The sequence below is a fragment of the Candidatus Laterigemmans baculatus genome (assembly GCF_010367455.1).
In the GTDB taxonomy this organism is placed as follows: Bacteria; Planctomycetota; Planctomycetia; order Pirellulales; family Pirellulaceae; genus Laterigemmans; species Laterigemmans baculatus.
The window spans coordinates 18,549-40,974 of record NZ_WRPR01000013.1 but is presented as its reverse complement, the minus strand read 5'-3'; the positions used below and the strand labels follow the sequence as shown (position 1 = coordinate 40,974).

The following is a 22,426-nucleotide window of genomic DNA, read 5'->3' as shown; positions in this document are numbered from 1 at the left end:
TCACTGGCGAGCTTCGCGGGCGTAGTGGGCGATCACCAGCAGCAGCGTTTGGGCAGCGGGGACGAGCGAGTCGACGTCGACCCATTCGTCCGGGCTGTGCAGCCGGTCGCCGCGCGGGCCGAGCGTGTCGACATTGGGCAATCCCGCTGCCGCCAGCCGGTTGCCGTCGGAAGCGCCGCCGGTGTTCCTCCACGCGATCTCCCGTCCGATTCCCTCCGCCGCTCTCTCGACCCGCCGCTGCAGCTCCCCAAACGCAGCGTCGACGACTTTGGGCGGTGCGTGAAAGCCGCCGTGGAGCTCGACCTCAAACCCTTCCGACGCTCGGTATCGCTCGACCAGTGCAGCGAGCCGGCCGAGCCACTCGGCCTGCACGCTCGGTTCGGCGACGCGGACATTGAAGCGGCCGACCGCACGATCCGGAACGCGATTCAAAGCCCCTCCGCCATGCAGTTGAGCCACGTTGACCGTCACCCCAGCAAGCCCCTCGCCGCTTTGGTCAATCTCGGCCAGCAAGCGGCAGAGCAGGATGACAGCGTTGCGTCCCTCCTGCGGATTGCGGCCAGCGTGAGCCGAGCGGCCGCGGACGACCACGGTGAAGTTGCCCGACCCCATCCGCCCCGCAACGAGCGCCCCGTCGGGCAGCGAAGGCTCGAAGAGCAGCCCCAGCGAATGCTGCGGAGCGAGCTCAGGGAGCATCGCACCCGATGCCGGCGAGCCGAGTTCCTCGTCGGGATTGGCCACTGCCGTCCAGCCAATCCCGCGGTCGAGCTCGAACCGCCGCACGGCCAGCAGAGCCTCCCGCATCACCAGCAGGCCCCCTTTGGCGTCGGCCGTTCCAGGACCGACCAAGCGACCCTCGCTCTCGAGCCGGCACGCCGCGGGTGCCGCTGCCCCCACCTCCCCGGGTGAATCTGCGTCCTCGGGTGGTGGCGGATAGACCGTGTCGTAGTGGATCATCAGCAGCAGTCGCTGGGCCGCTTCGGGCGCATGCCGCCAGAGCAGCAGATCGCCGCTGTCACGCGACTCGCTGTTGCCCTGTTCGTCGATCACCGTGTAAGGAGGCGTCACCCGCCGCTGGCATGCCACCCCGAGCGGGGCGAAGTCGTCGACCAAGCGATCGGCCATCCGCCGCAGTCCCGCAAGATTCTCGGATCCGCTATTTTGTTGGCACCAACTGCGGAGCCGTTCGATCATCGCCTCGCGACGGCCGGCGAGCCAGCGAAGCGCCTCGGCGGTCGCCCGATCGGGTGCTCTCGGAAAGGCCGACTCGGGCGACCTGGCCGACTCGGATCGGGGGCCGTGGTTCTCCATCTCCGCTCCCTATCGAAACTCGAAGAGACTCGTTCGTGCGTATCCTAGTCACCGGCGGAACCGGCCTGTTGGGCAATAACGCGGTTCGGCAAGCGATCGAAGCGGGGCATCAGGTCGTGGCGCTGGTCCGCAGCCGCGAGTCGGCCGCCCGCTGTTTTGAGGGGCTCGACGTCGAACTGGCCACCGGCGACATCTGCGATTCTGAGGCCGTCCGCCGCGCGGCCGTCCGCTGCGACGCCCTCATCCACAGCGCGGGGCTGATCCACATCGGCTGGCGGCGGATGCAGGAAGCGATGGAGGTCAACGAAGTCGGCTCGCGAAACGTCGCCCAAGTCGCTCGCCAAAACGGGCTGCGGATGGTTCACGTTTCGACGACCAACACGCTGGCGATCGGCCAGCCCCACGCCCCGGCCGACGAGACGACCCCAGGCGACGGCCAGATCGCCTCGACGTATGTGCTGAGCAAACGAGCGGCCGAAGCGGCGGTCGAAGAGGAGATTGCTGCCGGGCTCGAGGCCACGATCGTCCATCCCGGATTCATGCTCGGCCCTTGGGACTGGAAACCGAGCAGTGGACGGATGCTGGTCGAGGTCGCTCGCCGGCCCGCACCGCTGGCTCCGCGGGGAGGCTGCAGCGTGTGCGACGCCCGCGACGTGGCGCAAGGACTGCTCGCGGCGCTCGAGCGTGGCCAAACCGGCAGGCACTACGTGATGGCCGGCGAGAACTGGACCTATTTCCGATTGTGGCGAGAATTCGCGAAAATCGGCGGACGCCGCGGCCCGGTCTGCTGGATCGGCCCCAGGTTCTCATGGATTCCTGGAGGGCTCAGCGATCTGGCGACGCGGTTCAGCGGCCGCGAGGGCGATTTGAACAGCGCCGCGATGCGGACCAGCCAGCAGATGCACTGGTACCGCAGCGACCGCGCCGAAGCCGAGCTCGGCTATCGTTCCCGCCCAGCCCTCGAATCGATCCGCGACGCGGCCACCTGGTTCCGCGATCGCGGCTACCTGGGAATGTAGCTGTTTGGAGAAATCAGCCGCCACCTGCTCGGCATCGGTCAGTGGACCTCAACGACACCCTCCCCAGGGGGGGGCTGGTGAAGTGGGGCTTTCTGAATGTGGGTATCCCTGACGTACTCCCTACATCGTCAGGAGGTTGTTGATCATCGTGATGGCGGCGGGGCCGACGAGCACGACGAAGATTCCCGGGAAGATGAACAACACCAGCGGAAAGATCAGCTTGACGGCGGTCTTGGCGGCCTTTTCCTCGGCCAGCTGGCGGCGGCGGACCCGCATCGAATCGCTCTGCACGCGGAGCGCCTGAGCGACCGAGCTTCCGAACTTGTCGGCCTGGATCAGGATCGAGGCCAATTGTTTCAAGTCGTCGACGCCGCTTCGGTAGCCGAGCGCCTGGAGGACTTCGGCGCGGGAGCGTCCGAGCTGCATCTGCGTGTTGGCGACGGCGAATTCTTCGGCGATGTAGCGATACGACTTCTTCATCTCGTCGGCCACCTTGCGGAGCGCCTGGTCGAGCCCGAGTCCGGCCTCGACGCACACGACCATCAGGTCCAGCGAGTCGGGCAAACCGAGAAAGATCCCTTCCTTGCGACGCTTGGTGATCATCATCAGCGCTAGCTCGGGAATGAAGTACATCACCCCACCGCCGATCAGCACGCGGAGCAGCAGTCCGGTTTCAAACCCGACGGTGAGCAACCCGACGACCCCGCCGATGAACAATCCGACGCAGGCCAGGATCAGCTGCACGCCCTTGAAGATCGTGGGAGCCGATTCGCGGCGAAAGCCGGCGTGCATCAGCCGTTCGCGGAGTTTGCCGAGCTCTTTTTCATTCTTCGGACGGACGGTCGCCGCAAGTGGATTGGTGGCCCGTTCGAGGGCGGCGGCAAGAGCCTCGGACTTCTTCTTCGCCCGCTCGGCCCCTTCGTCCAGGCTCGCCGCTTGGCTGCGGCGGCGCGGATTGCGGAGCTCCTCCAACCGCGCTTCGGCCCGGGGACGATCGTCGCCGCTGACCCGCGTCGCGATGAGGAAGGCGACGATCGTGACGCAGACCGCCGCGGCGATCGGCGCCAGCGTGGTGACATTCAAGGCTAGTTCCATTGCAAACAACATGAATGCGCGCCCTTATACTTTGATCGTGATGATTTTTTTGATCGCCAAGGCCCCGACGACTTGCGTCACCAAAGCGAAAACTAACATCTGCCGTCCGAGCGGCTCGGTGAACAGCATCATGATGTAGTCGCGGTTCAAGAAAAACATGGTGAGGAATAACACCGGGGGAAGTGCCAGCAACACCACGCCGCTCAAACGACCTTCACCGGTCAGCGCTTGAACCTGCCCCATGATCTGCAACCGCTCGCGGACCAAGCGGCTGATCTTGTCGAGAATCTCCGCCAGGTCGCCGCCCGTTTGCCGTTGTAAGATCAGCGCCGTGGCGAAGAACCGCAGGTCCATGTTCGGAATCCGATCGGCCAAATCCTCGAGAGCCTCTTCGAGCGGAATCCCCAAATTCTGCTCCTCGAACACGCGACCGAATTCGCGCGAGATCGGCTCGTCCATTTCCGAGGCGATCAGCCCGAACCCGGCAGCCAGCGAATGGCCGCTGCGGAGCGAGCGGGCCAGCAGTTCGAGAGCCTCGGGAATCTGTTTTCCGAACCGGGCCAAACGCTTGCGGCGTTTCATCGCCAACCAGGAAATCGGCACCCCGGTGAGCATCAAGCCACCGAACGGGGCCAGCAAGTTGGGGACCGGAGTGACGACGATGACCAGCATCCCGGCGGCAAAAAAGCCACCGCAAATCCCGATGAACTGGCTCGCGGTCAGTTTGACATTGGCTTGTTCGAGATAAGCGCTCAGCCCAGGGACCGAGCCGAGCGCCTCCTCCATCCAGTTTTTCGTTTCATCCAAGCCCCGGCCGACCAGCAGCGACTGTTGTTCCTCGACCGGCCCGCCACGGCGGACTCCGGCGAGGGCGTCGAGGCGTTCCTCGGCCGCGGTCGAATCGCCTCCGGGCAGCAGCACGACCGCCAGATATCCGAACAGCGCGGCGACTGCGACGGCGCCCGAGATGATGACTAACAACATGGCATTGGTACCTAATAATATGGTGACAGCGATTAGGCTTGCATCATCACGCGTTGACGGAACGCGCTGCTCGGCAACCGCACGCCTGCGGCCTCCAACTTTTTCATGAATGTCGGACGAACGCCGGTGCATTCAAAATGGCCAAACGCCTTACCTTTTTCGTCAACACCTTCTTGATTGAATTTGTAAATGTCTTGCATCACCACCGTGTCTTGCTCCATCCCCACGATTTCGGTGATCGCAGTGACGCGGCGGGGGCCCCCTTGCAAGCGGTTGGCCTGGATCAAAACGTCAACGGCTCCGGCGATCTGCGAGCGGATGGCTTTGATCGGCATCTCAAAACCGGCCATCATCACCAGCACCTCAAGACGCCCAATCGCATCGCGGGGCGTGTTGGCGTGAATCGTCGTCAGCGAGCCATCGTGACCGGTGTTCATCGCCTGCAACATGTCGAGCGTTTCCCCGCCACGACACTCGCCGATGATGATCCGCTCGGGCCGCATGCGGAGGGCGTTGCGGACCAGATCGGTCGCGGTCACCGCGCCCGCCCCTTCGATGTTTGCCGGCCGGGTTTCGAGCCGCACGACGTGATCCTGCTGCAGCTGCAGTTCGGCCGCGTCCTCGATCGTGACGATCCGGTCCTCGTGCGAGATGAAGCTGCTCAGCGTGTTCAACAACGTCGTCTTCCCCGAGCCCGTTCCGCCGGCGATGACCATGTTCAGCCGAGCTTTGATGCAGCCCTCGAGAAGCATCACCATCTCGGGAGTGAACGCGCGGTAGTTCAGCAGATCCTCGAGCTTCAGCGGGTTCGACCCAAAGCGACGAATCGACATCGCCGCCCCGTCGAGCGCCAGCGGCGGGATGATCGCGTTGACGCGTGAACCATCCTCCAGCCGGGCGTCGACCATCGGACAGGTCTCGTCGACCCGGCGGCCGACCCGCGAGACGATGCGGTCGATGATCTGCAGCAGATGCTTGTTGTCGCGGAACTCGACATCCGTCTTCTGCAGCGTGCCGTTCTTTTCGACGTAAATGTTCTTCGGCCCGTTGATCAGGATGTCGCTGATCTTGGGGTCTTTGAGCAGCAGTTCGAGCGGCCCGAGCCCAAAGGTTTCGTCGAGCACCTCGTCGACGATCCGATCCCGCTCCTGCCGGTTCAGCAGCGTGTCTTCGGCATCGCAGAGATGCTCGACGACCATCCGGATCTCGCGTTTGAGCACGTCCCCCTTCAGGTCGCCGACGCGAGACAGGTCGAGCTTGTCGACCAATTTGCCGTGAATCCGCCGCTTGATGGCTTCGAACTGATCTTGGCGGCTGAGCGTTTCGCCGCGAGTCGATTGTGTGGTGGTGCGCATCGCAGGTTTTCCGTATCGAGGTTCCCGATCCTCGCAACCATAGCTCACCGTTGACGCACCGCGGCAAATTCCCCCAGCGGCAAACCCTCCCGCGCCAGACCCTCCCGGTGGGAGATTCCCAAGTTGGCGTTGACGCGCGACGCGGGCCGCAGGTAACAGTCCCCTCGCACTCTCCCGATCGCCAGCCCCCCGGTTTGCGGCTCGCGATTCCGACGATTCAACCCGCAAGGAAGCAACGAACGATGCGTCTGGCACACTGGCGACTCGAAGGTGGGCATTGGCAGGCAGGGCTCGTAGCGACCGCGCTCGGCCTGACCGTTTCTCTAGTCGGTTGCGGTGGCCCGGCGGCAACGACCGAAGCCAAACCCGCGGCCCCCCAATCCGAGACGGTCGCGAGCACCGCGGACGAGACGAGCGAAGAATCTCCCGAAGAGATTGTCAGCCAGTTTCTCGACGGTGCCCGCCGCGGCGGCGCGGCCGCCGACGTCGGCCGCCTGATGACCACCGCGGCGCGGGAGACCTATGCCGCGGTCGGGCTGGTGATGCAGCCCCCCGGATCTCCCGATGCGACCTTCGAAGTCACCCGCAGCGTCCCCTATGGCGAAGGCGGCATGCTGGTCAACAGCATCTGGACCGAGCAGGACCCGGCCGGCCAAACCGTCACCTACCAAGTCGGCTGGGCGCTGAAGAAAGAAGACGCCGGCTGGCGCGTTTCGGGCTTGATCCTCGAGGACGATCCGGAACCTCGCGTCTTCAACTTCGAAAGCCGCGAAGACGTGCTGGCCATCAAGCAACTGCAGGAGGCGAGCGAGAGCAGCGAAGCCAGCCCGCCGCAGACCGCCGAGTCGCCCGCGTTCGAAATGCCCCAGTTGCGGTAGGCTTGGGCAAGCGAAGAGCCACCGCCCCGAGTGGAGGGTGACGCTTCCTTCGCGAACCGCGAAAGTTTTTTAGAAGAAAAGTGGGTCGATCGTTCAGCAGCCGCTGAGGCTGCTGATTGCTTGCTCGCCGACCACGCCGCCCCGCGGGGCCGACCACGCCGCCCCGCGGCCGCTGAATTCTCCTCGGTCGCCCTCGCACCGCCCACGGCATGCAAAAGCCGCCGGAATGCGAGGTTTTTGGCCCCTCTGGCCAGCGAGCGGACCCCTCTGCCCCCCTCCCCGCTCTTCCTGGGAGCCGGTTCCTGCCCCTGCAGGAGCTTTCGGACCACGATTTGCTTGGGGTCGGGCGTCACGTCGGGAGCGGAATTTTTTGCCTGTTTTCCGTAACCCGAACCGCTCCTGCCGATTGACACGCCCCGGGAGGTGGATAACCTGTCTCCCAGCCTGTGCGACCGTCAAGGATGTCCCGTTTCTCCCACATTGCCTGGTCCGCAGGGTTTGCAATCGAGGGCGTTCCTCCCAGGCGATTGGGCGGTGTCGGCGAAACTGGCCGGCCGTCAGAGTGGTCGCAAGTGAAATCCCGTTACTTCGAGAGGTATTTGATGAATCGTTCGGTAATCTGTGGCGTTGCCAGCCTGGCAATGTTGGTGGCGGTCGCCGTGGCGACCACCGAGAGCACTGCGACCGCGGGTCACGGCTGCGGCGGCGGCCTGTTCGGCGGCCATCACAACCGCGGTTGCGGCGGCGGTCTGTTCAGCGGACACCACAACCGTGGCTGCGGCGGCGGACTGCATCAGCGTAGCCGTCGTAGCGGCGGACTGTTCGGCCATCACCGCAACCGTCGCTCGAGCTGCTGCGCTCCGGTCTACGTCGAGCCGTGCTGCCAGCCCACTCCGCAGCCCTGCTGCGAACCGGCCCCCCAGCCCTGCTGCGAACCGGCCCCCCAGCCCTGCTGCGGCGCTGTCGCTCCCCAGCCCTGCTGCGGTGGCTCGGCCCCGGTCGTCGATAGCGGCTGCTGCGGTGGTTCGACCGTCGGTGGCGACGTGATCTACTCCGATGGCCAGGTCATCTCGGAAGGTCAGGTCATCGACGGTGGCGTCCAAGGCGGCTCGGCCAGCGACGTCCCCCCCCAGCCGCAGCCCGAAGCTGAAGCCGCTCCGGCTGCTCCGGAAGCTCCGGCTGCCGAAGCCCCCGCTGCTCCGGAAGCCTGAGCTCTCGCTCACGCCTCGTTGCAACACGCTTAGCCTCGCGGGATCTCCGATCTCGCGAGGTTTTTTTATGCGCGGCTCCCGCCCTTGGCTTTACTCGAGAGGCGATTAGACTCGGCAAGCTCCCACCTGTGTCCCACCTCTCTCGACAGGCGCGCATCCGCTTTGGGCTCTCGCACTTCCCCGTCGGCCATCCCTGAAAACCGCACCGCCAGCGTTCCCTCACCGGGCGGACGGTCGGCCCTCAGCATTTGGCTCGTCCTGCACCTCGCTTTGGTCGCCATTTCGCTCATGGCGGTCGTGGCTGCCTCGCCGCTGCAGGCTCGCGTGCTGGGCCTTGCCGCCCCCTATTTGACCCCTCTCCAGCTGCGTATCGACGGGCGGCCGCTCTATCTCACCCACGGCTCCCCGGCCGATCAAACGCACCGCGTCGAGTGGCTGCGGGAGGACTCGGACACTTGGGAGCGAGAAGCGGCCGCAGGCTACCAGGGCAGCGAGCGGCAGCGTCGCTATTCGCGGTTCGCCAAAGTCATCGCTGCCGCGGCCGAACGGGAAGAGACCGCAGCCGCGTCGCTGCTCGCCCTACCGCTGGTCCGCCGCGCGATGCAGGACGCGGTCGACCAGGAATTGCCTCCGCCGGTGCGGATGCGAATCGTCCGCTTGGCTCCCGACGCGGCAATCCGCACCTATCCCTCCGCCCCAGTTGCGATCCCCAGCTGGGAAGCGGCGATCGTGCCCGAACCTCCCGCTCCCGACGGCACGCCGCAGTGGTCCCTGGTGACGATCAAGGAACGGCGACTCAACGCCGAGCCGTTAACGAGCGACTCGAGCGACTCGAGCGGCAGTCCACGGACCAGCGAAGGCGAGTCGGAGACGGGCAACGCCCCGGAGGCACCATGAGCGGCACGCAGGAGGGCGTTTTGCAGGACGGCTGGGAGCGATTTTGGTTTACGCCCGAATCGCTCGCCTCGCTCCGGTTCGTGCGGATCGGCTTGGGGGTGCTCGCCGCTTGCTACTTCGCCACCCACTGGGCCGATGTGGGCTACTGGTTCGGCAGCGAGGGGTTGCTGTCGACCGAACAGCTAAGTCGCCTCAGCCAATCGAGCGAGGTTGCCGGAGCGGGCCGCTGGCATCTCACGCCGCTGTACTGGATCGAGTCGACGCTCGGGCTGCGAGTGGTGTTGGGGTTCGGCATCGCCGCCTCGCTCCTCTTGGCCGCCGGGATTGGCGGCTGGGGAGTCGCTGCGCTGACGTGGTTGATCTTGCTCGCCGTGGTGGCTCGAGCCTGGGTGATTGCGGGGCTCGCGGAAGTCCCGCTCGTGGTGGGACTTTTTGGACTCGCCATCGCCGCGTCGGGTGTCGGGGTGCGGCAGAGGTGGGAGGGTCGGCGGTGGTCGGGGGGGGGCTTTGCGCGGCGACTGCTGGAGATTCATATCGCGGCGATCGTCGGCTTTACGGCGCTGACGCAATTGGCAGCAGAAACCTGGTGGAATGGCGAGGGGGCGTTGCAGCTCGTCCTGCCGCAGGACGGACCGACGCTCGAGCTGGCGTCGCTCGGCAACTCGCAGCTTCTGACCGCTGCCCTGACGCATCTGATCGTCTGGCTGCCGATCGTAGCGGTCCCCTTGCTGTGGCTTCCTGGCCGCGGCACCGCCAATCCTCCCCGGCTGCGGCGAATCGCCGCCGGAGCGCTGATCGCTCATGCCCTCGTCCTGGGCGTGCTCTCCGGACACCTGCTCTACGAGGCCGCCAACGCGGTGCTGCTCAGCCTATTCCTGCTCCCCCGCGGTGCGGGTGGCTTGGAGCACGGTGAATAGCGACAGCGGCGAAGTCTTGTAGCGTTTTTCAATCTTGAGCGGCAGCGAATCGACAACCGCGTCGAGTTCCAGGTCGGTCCGCCAGCCGAGGTGCCGCGTGACCGGATCCGCGCGATCGATGACGTTGGCGATCCACCGGCGTCCGCTGCGGAAATGGTTGATCAGCAACATCTTGCCGCCAGGCCGCAAGACCCGCGTGATCTCTCGCATCATTTTCTGAGGCTGCGAGACGACGCTGACCACATGGAAAGCGGTGACGCAATCGAAGGAGCCATCGGGAAAGTCCAGCTGTTCGGCGTTCATCGGCAGCAGCTTGATTTGATCCCAGCCTTCGGCCTCGATCTTCCGCTGGGCCACCGCCAACATCTCTTCGGAGAGGTCGATCCCGGTGATGTGAATGTCGCGTGGATAGGCACCGAGCGAGATTCCGGTTCCCACCCCGACTTCCAGCACCCGAGCGCCGGGGCGTAGGTTCAGGCTCTGGATCGAATCCCAAATCCGCTTGCGAATGAGCAACGGAAAGACGATCTCGTAGGCTGGCGTCAGCTGGCGATAGAGCCGGCTATTTTCACTGCGAACCGCCGTGGATTCGGATCGCCGACTGCATTCGGCTCGCCGACTACGTGGCCGCTTGAAGCGTACGTGCCATGGCTCGGACGACCCGGTCGAATCTTCAGGGGGTGTGACGACGCGCATGTTTCCTCCGCTGGAGCTCCCGCAATTGATAGCGTTCGGAATTATTTACTCTCTCGGCAGCCAAACCAACACCTTGGGGACGTGAAACGGGGGAATGTTGCGCTGCCGTGACATAGCCATTCCAGACGCTCCGTCAGGCGGGTGGCTTCTCGCCAGTGGGGTGCGGGTGTTTTGGTTGAGCTTGCGGGGGTTGTGTGGGGCCACCCCCCAACTGATTTTGTCTCGCTCCCTGCGTCCGACCGAGCAGTTGCCGCACCGGCGAGGCGAAGGCGAAGTAGCAAAAGCTCAGCGGGAGCACCAATTCGTGCAGCAGGAACATGCCAAAAAGCGCGAACAGCACCGGGCCGAGCTGGTGCAACGACTTCCTCCCCCCCATCAGCTGGTTGAAGACGTGGGGATAACGGAACCGTGAAACCATCAGGTACGCCAGGATCACCGCGAGCAGCGGCATCAGGTAATGCGATACCTGCAAACCGCTTGCCGCCCAGTTCTGCACCCGCTCGGAAAATTCATCCGATTGCAGCGACGCCAGGTGAGGGACGGCGATCGCCACCGAGGCGATCGTTCCGGCCGCGGCTGGACTTGGCAGCCCGTCGAAGCTGTCGTGCGGATCGTCCTCCTTGGTGACGACGTTGAACCGCGCGAGCCGCATCAACACGCAGAGCGTGAATAGGGCTCCGATCGCCCACGACAACCGCTGCGGCAGCACCTCGCTGTACCGCCAGACGATCACGGCCGGTGCGGTGCCAAATGTGATCGCGTCGCAGAGACTGTCGAGTTGGGCTCCAAACTCGGTCGACTGGTTGGTCATTCGCGCCGCGTGGCCGTCGAAGGCGTCGAACAGCATGCCGCCAAAGATCAACAACCCGGCGACAAACAGCTTGTGCTCTTCGCTCCACGGCAACGTGTCGCTCACCGCCACGGCGATCGCCGCCAAGCCGCACGTTCCATTGCCGAGCGTTAGCAGCGTGGGAAGCACCGCCAACGTCACCCGCCGACGATGCCCTTTGACCCGAGGACTTTTCACCCGGGGGCTGCGGGGGCCTTTGATCCGCTGCCGACGGAGCAGGACGCGTCTGCGAAGTTCGCTCATCGATGGTCCTCGGCAGCGGAGGGGCCTTCAGCGCCAGGCGCTTCGGTGGAGTTAGTCGCTTCTTCAGTGGCGGGCGCTGTGCGGTAGGTCGCCATCAAGCTGCTCCCCGCTTTGACTTTTGTACCGACAGCGACCTGCAGCTCGAGCCCCGCTTCGCGCGGCAACACCAGCTCGGTCCGCGAGCCGAGCTTGATCATCCCAAACATCTCGCCTCGCCCGAGCGGATCGCCTGGACGCACCCAGCAGACGATGCGGCGGGCAAATTGCCCGGTGATCTGACGGACGCGCATCATCCGGTACGGCGGCTGATCCTCTTCGATGCGGACTTCCAGCCGCTCGTTTTCCTTTTCCGATTCCGGCCGCAGGGCGTTGAGGAATTTTCCGGGCCGGTACTCGATCCCCAGCACCCGTCCGGCGATCGGCGAGCGGTTGGCGTGGACGTTGAAGATCGACAAAAAGATTCCGATCTCGATCGCGGGGCCAATCACCGGATCCTCGACTTCCGCGATCCGCACCACCAATCCGTCGGCTGGCGAGACGACTTGCCCAGCCGCGGCCGGGATGCGGCGGGGCGGGTCGCGGAAAAACCAGACGACGCAGGCGGTGACCAGAGCAAAGGGAATCCCTAGCGGCCACCAGAGCGAAAACGCCAGCACAGTCGCCAGCAAACAGCTTCCTCCCAGGATCAGCAACTCGGCCAGCCCCACGCGAACAAACGGCAGTCGGTCCCGCCAGCGGAACGGATCGTCCGCCGGCGCCCAGGAGTAAGTCGCTTGGTTGGCGTAGTATTTGACGTCCCGCGGATCGACCGGGTCGAACGGACAGCCCCCTGGCCCGCCCCGACGTTTGCTCCGCATCGCCGCGACGTAACCGGGGCGAAATTTGCGGAGCAGCCAGCGACGGACGCGGCCCCAGGCCAACTCCAGCTGCATCACCACGCCGCCCCCCGGCTGGATCGTCGTCACCTGCGGGTCCATCGGCTCCAGGGCGGCCCGGCCGCTGGCAGTCGCCCCTTTACCGGTGGTGCTCGGGCCAGCGGGATCGGGACCAGTCGCGGGATCGGGACCAGTCGTGGGATCTGGGGTGTGCGGGGGATGCGAAGCAGAGGAATCGTCAGTCACAGATCTTGAAGCCATCGCGGCGAGTCGGTCCTAGAATTTTTCCGGAGGGGCGGGGTTTTCTGGCGGTTTGCAAATTCCCCCAGGGCCGGAGCGGTCCCACGGCTGGCCACGGGCTCCCGGTGAGGCAATCTTACCAAGCCCAGGGCGGATGGTCGGCAGGTATACTCCGGAGTTTCGGCTGCGACCCTGCGTGCTGCCTCCGGGAAAACGTCCCGGTCCCCCGGGAGCGCCCGCACCGAGCGCTCACAATCCGCGCGACCCGCGCACCCGCAAACGCACATCCTGCGCCTCCCCCGGCCGTTCCACTCGTCTTCGATTATGCCGTCATGACGCCACGCTACCTCGTCCCGTTCCGCCCCAAAAGCGTTCCGCATTACTTTACGGACCTGCTGGTCATCGGAGGGGGGCTGGCGGGTCTGCGGGCCGCCAACGCGGCGACGTCGAACCAGTCGGTCCTGGTGATCACCAAAGATGCGCTGCAGGAATCGAACAGCAACTACGCTCAGGGTGGAATCGCCGGCGTCATCGATCCAGAAGATCGCTTCGAGGATCACGTCGCCGACACTCTGCAGGCGGGGGGGAATCTGTGCGATCGTTCGGTCGTCGACATGGTCGTCCGCGAAGGGCCGCGGCGGATCGAGGAACTGGTCGCCTGGGGGACGCGGTTCGACGAGCTGGCCGGCTCGCTGACGCTCGGCCGCGAGGGAGGGCACAGCCGCCACCGCATCGTCCACGCCCTCGGCGATGCGACCGGCAAAGAGATCATGCGGGCGGTCATCGAACAAACCCGGCGTCGCTCGCACATCGCGATCCGCGAACACACCTTTACGCTCGACCTGCTCACCCACGATGGCCAGTGCCATGGCGCGGTTATCTCCAGCGGCGAGGGTCCGCCGCAGCTGGTGTGGGCCAAGCAGACGATCCTCTGCACCGGAGGGGCGGGGCAGGTGTTCCGCGAATCGACCAATCCGCCGGTCGCGACGGCCGACGGATACGCCGCCGCCTTTCGAGCCGGCGTCGAGCTGCGGGACATGGAATTCGTCCAGTTCCATCCCACGGTGCTGTACATCGCCGGCAGCTCGCGGTTCTTAATGACCGAAGCGATTCGTGGCGAAGGGGCTTATCTGGTCGACAGCAACGGGCATCGCTTCATGCCCGACTATGACCCCCGGGCCGAACTCGCTCCGCGGGATGTCGTCAGCCAAGCGATCGTGCGGCAGATGGCCGCCACGCAGAGCTCCAACGTCTTCTTGGACCTCTCCCACCTCGACTCGAAAGTCGTCCTCCAGCGGTTTCCAGGGATCGCCAAAGTCTGTCGCAAATTCGGCTTGGACATTACCACCGACCGGATCCCCGTGCGGCCCGGAGCGCACTACATGATCGGCGGCCTGAGCGTCGATTTCGAAGGCCGCACGAGCATGCCCGGGCTGTGGGCCGCGGGCGAAGTGACCAGCACCGGACTGCACGGGGCGAACCGGCTGGCGAGCAACAGTCTGCTCGAAGGGTTGGTTTACGGAGCCCACGCCGGAGAAGGCGCTTCGCGGGCCGCCGCCGAGATGCCCGACACGATGCGGGCCCTGCCGATCGAGAGCCCGGAGGGGGATGAGTCGACGCACGAATCGCTCGACGTGGCCGACATCCGGGCCGCGCTGAAAAGCTCGATGGTCCGGCTCGTCGGCGTCGAGCGGACCGCTGAAGGGCTGCGGGAGGCGATCGACTCGATCAATTCGGTCAGCGGTTACGCGCTGCGGCGGCGGTTCGACTCGCCCGAGGGCTGGGAGCTGCAGAATCTGCTGACCACCGCGCGGCTGATCGCCACCTCGGCCCTGGCCCGCGAGGAATCGCGCGGCGTCCACTTCCGGAGCGACTTTCCAGCTCCCAACGACGAGCTCTGGCGGCGGCACATCACCGTGCGGATCAATCAGGACGGCGGCCGCCCCCGGCTGGGCGAACCGCTGCCAGCGAGCGAACCGCTCGCCCCACCGGCCGCCCCCCCGGCCGCCACGCGCTAGCCCGGATTATTCATCAGCCGCCGGGCGCTAGCCCCCGGTTCTCGAAAACTCCGCAAAAACCGGACGCTAGCGCGTGGCGGCTGATTTAACACACTGTTCTGTCATGGTCTGTCGCAACTTCCAACGCCACAAGAACTTGCGACACATCTACCCAGACGCATGAATAATCCGGGCTAGCGTCCGGTTTTCCCGGCATTTTCGAGAATGGGGGCTAGGCTCCGTCAGAAAACCCTGAGCCGACACCCTCCCCCCGGGAGGGTCGCGAGGAACGAGCGGGGAGGGCGATCCGCGACGTAGAGGCCTCAACGCGAACGGATTCAGCTGGCCCTCCCCGGGCCTGAGAGCCCGACCCTCCCGGGGGGAGGGTAATGGGGAAGAGCGGTTTTCTGACAGAGGCTAGCGCCTACGGCTCAGTGGCCGAGACAGCTAAACCTCGGGGGCAAGCCACAGCCGACTTTGCCGGTTGTAGCGGTTTTGAGGATTTTTCGGATTTTTCCGGCTTTTGAGCAAGGACTGGAGGAGTGGGCGTCGATATGCCTGGTTAGTCGAAGAAGGTTGGCCGAAGGTTGGCCGCTTCGCGACGTGATCGCGGGAGCTGGGGGGCGTCACCGCGTTGAACTCGGATCGAACCGACTAACCATTGGTGCTGAAGTGCCGACACCCCGTTGCTTGACGTTACTAACCACCCTTCTCGTCACCATGACGGCAACCGGTCAGGCCGCCGAAGCTCGTCGCGGGGCCACGCCCCAGTCGGAGCGGATGGCCCGAGCCCGCTGGCAACCGGTTCGCCAAGCCGATGGACGCTCGACGGCGGCCACGAACAAGCGGTCGACGGCCCAGCCGACCAGCGGCGTTCGCCAAACCAGCGGCATCCGTCGCACCCAAGCCACCGAAATCTATCGGGGCGAGCCGCTGCCGATGGAAGGGGAAGTGATCCTCGAGTCGGCCCCGATGCCGGGTCCCCACGGTTACGGTTCGCCAAGTTACGGTTCGCCAAGTTACGGTCCGGGGGGCTACGGCGAGGTGATCCTCGACGCTCCGGGCTGTGACGCGATGGCCTGCAGCGGTGGCGGCTGCGACGGTTGTGGCGGAGTCGGCTGCGACGCGGCCCTGTTCTGCGATTCGGCCGGATGCGGGGGGAACTGCGGCGGTCGCTGCGGACTCAACGATGGCTGCTTCACCATCTGCTTTCCGCAGGATGGCTGGTTCTCGGCCGAGTATCTGCTCTGGTACCAGAAGGGGATGAGTCTGCCTCCGCTGGTCACCCGCAGCCCGGTCGGCACCAACCCGGTGCTGCCGGGAGCCGAGACGCTCTTCGGCGGCAACTCGGATTACCTCGACGACTCGCTCGACGGCCTGCGGCTGAACATGGGCATCTGGCTCGATCGCCAGCACCGCTGGGCGCTGCAGGGCGATTACTTCTTCTTCAACGACAACCGCGAATTCTTCTCGGCCGACGGCGTCACCGGCAGCCCGAGCATCGGCCGCCCCTACAGCGACGTGTCGCTCGAAGGAGCTCCGAACGCGGTCCGCGTGATCGCTCGCAACGGAGTGGCCAACGGCACGGTCGAAGCGGCGATGGAGAGCGAACTGCACTCGGCCGGCTTCCAGTTCCGCCGCCTGCTGTACAGCAAGGAAGGCTGCGGCGACACGCTCCTCTGCAACGTCCCGACCAACTACCGCAGCCGCCTCGATGCGGGCATCGGCTACCGCTACATGGAGCTCGAAGAGGGCCTGATGATCAGCGATAGTTTCACCCGCTCGGGGACCGGAGCCGGCACGGGCGATTTTGCTTCGCAAGACCTGTTCGGAACGCGGAGCCAGTTCAACGGGATCGACATGGGCGTCTACTACGAACGGCAGCGGGGCTGCTGGACGTTGAACCTGCGAGGCCGGTTTGGGCTCGGCACCAACCAGCAATCGGTCCTGATCGACGGTTCGACGACCGATCCCACCCTGGGCGTCGGCGGTCTGCTGGCCCAGCCGAGCAACATTGGCAGCTACGAACGCGACCGGATCTCGGTCCTTCCGGAACTCGGTGCGACCCTCGGCTACCAAGTCACTCCGCGACTGCGAGCGACCGTCGGTTACACCTTCATCTACTGGTCGAACGTGGTCCGCCCGGGCGACCAGATCGATACCGCGATCAACGGCACGCTGTTGGCGGAGGACACGCGGCAGAACGTCGACTCGCTCCGCCCGGCGTTCCAGTTCAACGAGACCGACTACTGGATCCAGGGCATCAGCTTCGGCGGCAGCTTCTGCTGGTAGGCCACGAGCGACTCGCGCAGTCGCATCACGACGCGGACGACCGGGTGGAGGATCGCAAACGGGAGCCGGTGGAAAAGCCTGCGGCTCCACCCCGTCGTCCGCAAGTTAGTCTCTAGTCTCTAGTCTCTAGTCTTTAGACGCTCTTCAAAACCGGCATTGGCGCCGACCGCGGCGGTCGACTACCACCGCCCACTGGAACCCTGGCCTCGGCTGGAACTCTGGGAGGTGCGCCATGTCCCCACTCAAAACATTCACTTGCCTGCTGTTCGTGCTCGCTCTAGCCGGCAGGTTGGCCGCCGAAGACGGCCCGGTCGAGCCCTACGTGGCTTACGTTGCCCGCGAAGGCGAATACGCCCGCTGCGGCCCGTCCGAGGAATATTACAAGACCGATCCGCTCCGCGTCGGAGCTGAGGTCGAGGTCTATCTCGAGACCGAGGATGGCTGGCTCGGTATCCGCCCGCCGGCCGACAGCTTCTGCTGGCTGCAGTCGGATCAGGTCGAAGTGGCCGAGGACGAGACGCTCGGAACAGTCATCGAGCCAGCGACGGTGGCCTGGATCGGCACACACCTGGGCAAGGCTCGCCAGTATCGCTGGCAGGTTCGGCTCGACGAGGGAGAGCAGGTGACGATCATCGGCACCGCCCGCCGCGAAGGTCCCGATGGCGACGAGGTCTGGTATCGGATCGTACCGCCCCCCGGCGAGTTCCGTTGGGTGCAGCGGTCCCAGGTCTGCGACACACTCGACCAAGTCGTCTACGCGCCGCCGAACGACCCGGCAAGCGAAGTTGCCACGAAGCCCTCTCGCCCGACCCCGCGAAGCTCCGACGCAAAGGCCCGCCCCTCGGAAGCGACGGCCCAATCCGCCGAGGCACCGCCCCGCACGCCTGCTGCGACGCCGCTGGCCGAGCTCGCCGAAGGGCTCGCTTCGCTGCTCGCTGACGCGCCGGTCGGCTCGGGGCTCGCACGGATGGACGACGATGTCCAGATCCGCAGCATCGCTTCAGCCGAGCAGCCGCAAAGTCCCGGCCCATCCTCAGCCGTTCAGCCTGCCGAGTGGGTCGCCGGCTCACGAGTCGTCCCCGCCGCAGCAGTCGAGTCGAGCGGCTCGCCGCTGCAACCGACCGCCCCGCCGCGGCTCCAGCCTTTGCCCGCTTCGCCCGTGCAAGCGAATTCGCCCGTCGTGGCCCCTTCGGGTTATCGGCTTTCGGCCGGGCTTGATGCGGCGGACCTCGACAGCTTGCGGCTCGAGCTCTCGCACGCGATGGCCGCCGGAGCGCTGGCGGCGGAAGTCGAGCCGCTGCGAGCGCACGTCGAGCGTCTCTCGACCGACTCGAGCGACGCCGTCCTCCGCGGCCGAGCGAGCCTTTTGCTGCGACGCGTCGAGGAATACCAGCGAGTCGCCCAGCAGCGGGATGGACGCGGGCCGGGCACGACGTCGAGCCTTGGAACCGCAGCCCCGTCGATTCCTTCGCAAACCACTCTTTCGCAAAGGGGCGCCGCTCCATCGTCTCTCGGGACTTCTCCCAGCAGCGAAGCGATTGCCAGCGGGGGAGCCGCGGCGCTGCCGCAGCAGGGGACACCGTTTGACGGCCAGGGCTGGTTGGTCCGCGTCTACTCGGCCCGGCCCGACGCACCACCGTATGCGATCACCGATTCGGCCGGGCGAACCCTCTCCTACATCACACCCTCGGCAGGGATCAATCTCCGCCGCTACTTGAACCAGGAAGTCGGGCTCTACGGCCGCGTCGCCTACGACACGAGCCTCGAGACGCCCCATCTGATCGCCGAGCAGGCGGTTCGCCTCCGCACCCGCTGACTCTCCCCCTCTTTCGGCCAGGATGTGTCGAAGTGCCGCGGCGGTATTTCTGGGACCTCGACCGTGGTCGGCGAGGGGCCCGAAACTGCCGTTCGGAAGCCGCGGAGGCGGTTCTCCGGGCCCTTCTAGCGACCCCGCTGCTCCGCCTTGCCGTGGCCCCGGCGGCCGAGCGGATTGACCGCCCGCGAGCTTGGGCAAACACTGGGTCAGTCGACTTTCGCTCACCCATTGCACCTTCCCGCTCCATGCCCCCCCGCCGCGCTACGATCCTTCCGAACTCGGCCCCCCCCTCGCAACCCCCGAATTTGCTCGAGACCGTACTGGCCGCGCCGCAGGGTGTTTTTACGGGAGGGACCCACGAATCGCTCGTCCTGGACCAGACGGTCGACGTGGCGCCGGCGCTGGTGGAGCCGCGGGCCCTGACCGATTCACGGGCCCTGACCGATTCGAGTTCTCTGGCAGATTCGAGTTCTCTGGCAGATTCGAGTTCTCTGGCAGGTTCGCGGGCGCTGACAAATCTTCGGGCGTTCACCGGTTCGGGGGCGCAGGCGGATTCGGGGGTACCGGTCGATGGGCAGCGGCCGACCGGCACGCTTCCGCAGGTGGAATCGCGAGCCCAGGCGGATCTGGAGGAGCTTCCCGAGCGGCATTTGATTAGCCCGGGAGGTTCGTTTCACGGCCGTGCCGATTATCGGCTGATCGGCCCGCTTGGAAGCGGCGGGACGGGGATCGTCTACCAGGCCCATCAGCGGGCGATCCACCGCGAAGTGGCGATCAAGGTGCTGCGGGATCACCTCCGCGGTGACTTGCAGTCGCGGCAACGTTTCCTGGCCGAAGCGCGAACGATCGGTGGCTTGGACCACCCCAACGTGATCGCGCTGCACGAACTCGCCTCGGATCCCGACGGCCGACTCTTCTATTCGATGAAGCGGATCGACGGGACCGCCTGGAGCGAAGTGCTCGAGGACCGCTCGCTGGTCGACAACCTGACGGTCCTGCTGCGAGTCGCCGACGCCATTCGCTATGCCCACTCCCGGGGCATCATCCACCGCGACATCAAACCGGCCAACGTGATGCTCGGTCGCTACGGCGAAGTCCTCGTCGCCGACTGGGGTTTGGCACTGCCGCACCCGGTCGCCGAGAGCGACGATCCGAACTCGAGCAACAGCATCGGGGGGACTCCGGCCTACATGGCTCCGGAGCAGGCGATCGGCAGCCTCGGCGACGTCGGCCCGAGAACCGACGTCTACCTGCTCGGTGCGACGCTGTTTCAGCTGCTCGCCGGCTTTCCGCCGCACGAAGGGGCGACGCTGGTCGAGTGCATTCGCAATGCGGCCGACAACCGCTTTCGCGTCACCACGGTCCAAAGCGAGCTGATGGACATCGCGATGACGGCGATGGCGGCCAATCCCGAGGACCGCTACCGCGACGTGGAGTCGTTCCAGGCGGCGATCCGCGATTACCAGCAGCATCAAGAAAGCATCGGGCTCGTCCGCCGCGCTGCGGGTCACGCCGCCGAAGCGCTCAAGTCGCAGAACTACGAGCGGTTCAACCTGGCGATGTCCCTGCTTCGCGAGTCGCTCGAACTTTGGCCCGAGAACCGCCGCGCCAAGTCGACTCTCCGCCAGCTCCGGATCGACTACGCGGCGTTGGCTGCCGAGCAAGACGACCTCGATCTCGCCCTGAGTTTGCTCGAAGCGGCGGGCGAGGAGGAATCGGAGATGGCCGCTGCAGTCCGCTGCCGACGCGAGCAGCGCTCCGACCATCTCCGCCGCGAAGCGCGCTACAGCACCCTGTTCACCCAGAGTCCCGATGGCGTGCTGGTCACGCGGATGAGCGACGGAACGACGCTCGAGGCGAACGACGCGTTTCTGCGGATGTTCGGCCACGAGCGGTCGGCGATCGTCGGCTCCCGGGTGGCCGACTACCACCTCTGGGTTTCCCCGGAGCGGCGGGAGGATTTCGTCCGCCAAGTACGCGAGACCGGCCGCGTCGACAACTTCGAAACCGTGCTCCGCGACAGCCAAGAACGCCCGATCCCGGTGCTGATCTCGGCTCGCCGCACCGAGCTCGATGGTGAAGCCCTGCTCGTCGCCCACACCCGCGACATCACCGCTCGCAAACAGGCCGAAGACGCGCTTCGCCGCAGCCGCCAGCGGCTTCGCGAAATCCAAAAGCTCGCGAACCTGGGAACGTGGGAGTTCGACATCGCCGCCCGCACGATCCGCTGGAGCGAAGAGACGTACCGCATCGCCGGGATGAAACCCGACGGAGCGCCGCGGACGCTCGAGCAGTACCTCGACCAGATTCACCCGGACGACCGCGAGCGGACGGCCGGCGCGATTCGCGAAGCCCTCGGCAGCGCCGCGGCGTTCCAGTTGCAGATCCGCCAGCGGCGCCCCGACGGCAGCTACGCGACGACGATCACCCGCGGTCAGCCGCTCAGCGACGCCAGCGGACGCGTCGTCGAGCTCTACGGAACGGTGCTCGACATCAGCGACCGCAAGTCGAAGGAAGAGCGGCTCCGCCAGCACGGTCGACGGCTGCAAGCGATGCTCGACTGGGTCGATCGACCGCTGGTGGCCCTCGACCGGGACGGAACCCTGCTCGCCGCCGCCGGGTGCGTTCGCACTCGGCTCGGACGCGATCATCTGTGCAACGGGGGCGATTGCCGATTCGAAGTCGACGAGGACTCGGCGGGCATCCTCCGCACCCTCGGTGAACCGCGCGAAGTCCACGGGCAGTTCACGTCCGGCGGCCAACCGCTCGGCCCGCCGGTCCGCCTTCGCGTGGAGCCCGCCGACGACTTCCTCCGCGGCGAGCTCGTCGATCCGTAGGCTCTGACAGTAACCCCTCGGCGGTTTGAGCCGTAGGCGCTAGCCTCGGGCCTTGCGAGCCCTGGAGTTTAGGCTGCAGAACCCGCGGCTAGCGCCGTCGGCTCAGGGTTTTCTGACAAAGCCTGATCCCGCGCGAGCGGCTACTCCCGCGTGACGCGTTCGACGACTTCGCGGTCGAAGTAATTGATCTCCATTCCCGCATCGACCACGATCCGCTGGGCGGTGATGCCGGAGGATCGCGGGCTCAGCAGAAACGCGGCGGTGGCCGCCACTTCGTCGGTCTCGACCGCACGGCCTCGCGGGATCACCCGCTCGGCATAGAGATAGGAATCGACGTAGCCGGGAATGCCCGCCGAGGCGCTCGTCTTGAGCAATCCAGCAGCCACCGCGTTGAAGCGGACTTCGGAAAAACGGCTGAACGATTTGCTCAGGAACGCCAGCGACGATTCAAGGGCTGCCTTGATCGGCGCCATGAACCCATAGCTCTCGCTGGCCATCCGCGTCGTGCTGATCCCGATCGTGACGACCGAGGCGTCTTGCTGGAGCCGATCTTTCAGCGCATTGCAGACGGCGACCAGCGAGAAGCAGGAGATGTCGACCGCCTGCAGGAACTGGGCCCGCGTCGTCTCGTGGAAGGGGCGGATTCCTTCGGGGTAATCGGCGAAGGCGATCGAATGCACGATCCCGTCGAGCTTCACATCGCGCTCGCGGAGGCTCGCGGCCAGGGCATCGATCTGCTCCTGGTGCTCGACGTCGCAGACCAGCACCTGGCGGCCGGCGAGCAGCTTGGCGGTCTGCTCCCGCCGCGATTCGCTGCGCACGGTGAAGAGCACTTCCGCGCCCGCCGACTCGAGCAACTCGGCGATCCGCCAGGCCACGCTTTTGCGGTTTGCGACTCCCATCACCAAGATGC

Annotated in this window: 17 protein-coding genes; 9 read left to right on the top strand and 8 right to left on the bottom strand. The window is 65.8% G+C overall.

Translation table 11 applies throughout. From position 1 onward, the window contains the following. On the bottom strand, window positions 1-1,311 hold the full coding sequence (locus GNK13_RS02630) for a hydrolase (protein ID WP_164100888.1): 1,311 nt from the start codon (window positions 1,309-1,311) through the stop codon (window positions 1-3). Between the two features lie 35 nt (window positions 1,312-1,346). On the opposite strand from GNK13_RS02630, the gene GNK13_RS02625 reads away from it, so the two are divergent. Beyond that, window positions 1,347-2,330 (top strand): NAD-dependent epimerase/dehydratase family protein, encoded by a 984-nt coding sequence (locus GNK13_RS02625; protein ID WP_164100887.1) that lies wholly within the window; start codon window positions 1,347-1,349, stop codon window positions 2,328-2,330. A gap of 120 nt (window positions 2,331-2,450) precedes the next feature. On the opposite strand, the gene GNK13_RS02620 is transcribed toward GNK13_RS02625, so the two are convergent. The 3 genes from GNK13_RS02620 to GNK13_RS02610 are packed head-to-tail and all read right to left on the bottom strand — an operon-like array spanning window position 2,451 to window position 5,764. Next, window positions 2,451-3,437: a type II secretion system F family protein gene (locus tag GNK13_RS02620; protein WP_203328889.1), complete on the bottom strand. Its 987-nt coding sequence runs from the start codon at window positions 3,435-3,437 to the stop codon at window positions 2,451-2,453. 12 nt (window positions 3,438-3,449) lie between these two features. After that, window positions 3,450-4,409 (bottom strand): type II secretion system F family protein, encoded by a 960-nt coding sequence (locus GNK13_RS02615; RefSeq protein WP_164100886.1) that lies wholly within the window; start codon window positions 4,407-4,409, stop codon window positions 3,450-3,452. Between the two features lie 32 nt (window positions 4,410-4,441). Then, window positions 4,442-5,764: a CpaF family protein gene (locus GNK13_RS02610; protein WP_164100885.1), complete on the bottom strand. Its 1,323-nt coding sequence runs from the start codon at window positions 5,762-5,764 to the stop codon at window positions 4,442-4,444. Window positions 5,765-6,006: 242 nt separating this feature from the next. Here GNK13_RS02610 and GNK13_RS02605 point away from each other — a divergent pair, with 242 nt between their 5' ends. From GNK13_RS02605 to GNK13_RS02590, 4 genes are all read left to right on the top strand, one after another. Beyond that, window positions 6,007-6,642, top strand: a complete 636-nt coding sequence (locus tag GNK13_RS02605) for a hypothetical protein (RefSeq protein ID WP_164100884.1) — start codon at window positions 6,007-6,009, stop codon at window positions 6,640-6,642. A gap of 602 nt (window positions 6,643-7,244) precedes the next feature. Further along, complete coding sequence (locus GNK13_RS02600) at window positions 7,245-7,853, top strand: hypothetical protein (protein ID WP_164100883.1); 609 nt, start codon at window positions 7,245-7,247, stop codon at window positions 7,851-7,853. A 288-nt stretch (window positions 7,854-8,141) separates the two neighbouring features. Next, entirely contained in the window at window positions 8,142-8,750 is a 609-nt protein-coding gene (locus GNK13_RS02595; protein ID WP_203328888.1) for a hypothetical protein, read from the top strand. Then, window positions 8,747-9,667 carry a hypothetical protein gene (locus GNK13_RS02590; protein WP_164100881.1) on the top strand — a complete coding sequence of 307 codons (921 nt, stop codon included), beginning with the start codon at window positions 8,747-8,749 and terminating at the stop codon, window positions 9,665-9,667. Before GNK13_RS02595 ends, GNK13_RS02590 begins: the two co-directional genes overlap by 4 nt. Here GNK13_RS02590 and GNK13_RS02585 read toward each other — a convergent pair. From GNK13_RS02585 to GNK13_RS02575, 3 genes are all read right to left on the bottom strand, one after another. Beyond that, a complete protein-coding gene (locus tag GNK13_RS02585) occupies window positions 9,620-10,183 on the bottom strand; it encodes a class I SAM-dependent methyltransferase (protein ID WP_235934730.1) in 564 nt (187 codons plus the stop codon). The two genes, GNK13_RS02590 and GNK13_RS02585, sit on opposite strands and share 48 nt — an antisense overlap. 313 nt (window positions 10,184-10,496) lie before the next feature. Beyond that, window positions 10,497-11,456: a CDP-diacylglycerol--serine O-phosphatidyltransferase gene (gene pssA / locus GNK13_RS02580; RefSeq protein WP_164100879.1), complete on the bottom strand. Its 960-nt coding sequence runs from the start codon at window positions 11,454-11,456 to the stop codon at window positions 10,497-10,499. Then, the gene (locus GNK13_RS02575; RefSeq protein ID WP_203328887.1) at window positions 11,453-12,592 is read right to left on the bottom strand and encodes a phosphatidylserine decarboxylase family protein; all 1,140 of its coding nucleotides are present in this window, start codon (window positions 12,590-12,592) and stop codon (window positions 11,453-11,455) included. The genes pssA and GNK13_RS02575 overlap by 4 nt, the downstream gene beginning before the upstream one ends. A 311-nt stretch (window positions 12,593-12,903) precedes the next feature. On the opposite strand from GNK13_RS02575, the gene nadB reads away from it, so the two are divergent. The 4 genes from nadB to GNK13_RS02555 all read left to right on the top strand — a co-directional run bounded on the left by nadB (window position 12,904) and on the right by GNK13_RS02555 (window position 21,513). Beyond that, window positions 12,904-14,589 carry an L-aspartate oxidase gene (gene nadB / locus GNK13_RS02570; protein ID WP_164100878.1) on the top strand — a complete coding sequence of 562 codons (1,686 nt, stop codon included), beginning with the start codon at window positions 12,904-12,906 and terminating at the stop codon, window positions 14,587-14,589. A gap of 699 nt (window positions 14,590-15,288) precedes the next feature. After that, on the top strand, window positions 15,289-16,860 hold the full coding sequence (locus GNK13_RS02565; RefSeq protein WP_164100877.1) for a BBP7 family outer membrane beta-barrel protein: 1,572 nt from the start codon (window positions 15,289-15,291) through the stop codon (window positions 16,858-16,860). 232 nt (window positions 16,861-17,092) lie between these two features. Then, a complete protein-coding gene (locus GNK13_RS02560; protein ID WP_164100876.1) occupies window positions 17,093-18,676 on the top strand; it encodes a hypothetical protein in 1,584 nt (527 codons plus the stop codon). A gap of 305 nt (window positions 18,677-18,981) precedes the next feature. Then, entirely contained in the window at window positions 18,982-21,513 is a 2,532-nt protein-coding gene (locus tag GNK13_RS02555) for a protein kinase domain-containing protein (RefSeq protein ID WP_164100875.1), read from the top strand. Between the two features lie 140 nt (window positions 21,514-21,653). Here the strand turns inward: GNK13_RS02555 and GNK13_RS02550 are convergent, their stop codons facing one another. Continuing rightward, a complete protein-coding gene (locus tag GNK13_RS02550; protein ID WP_164100936.1) occupies window positions 21,654-22,415 on the bottom strand; it encodes an enoyl-ACP reductase FabI in 762 nt (253 codons plus the stop codon). Window positions 22,416-22,426 lie beyond the last annotated feature (11 nt).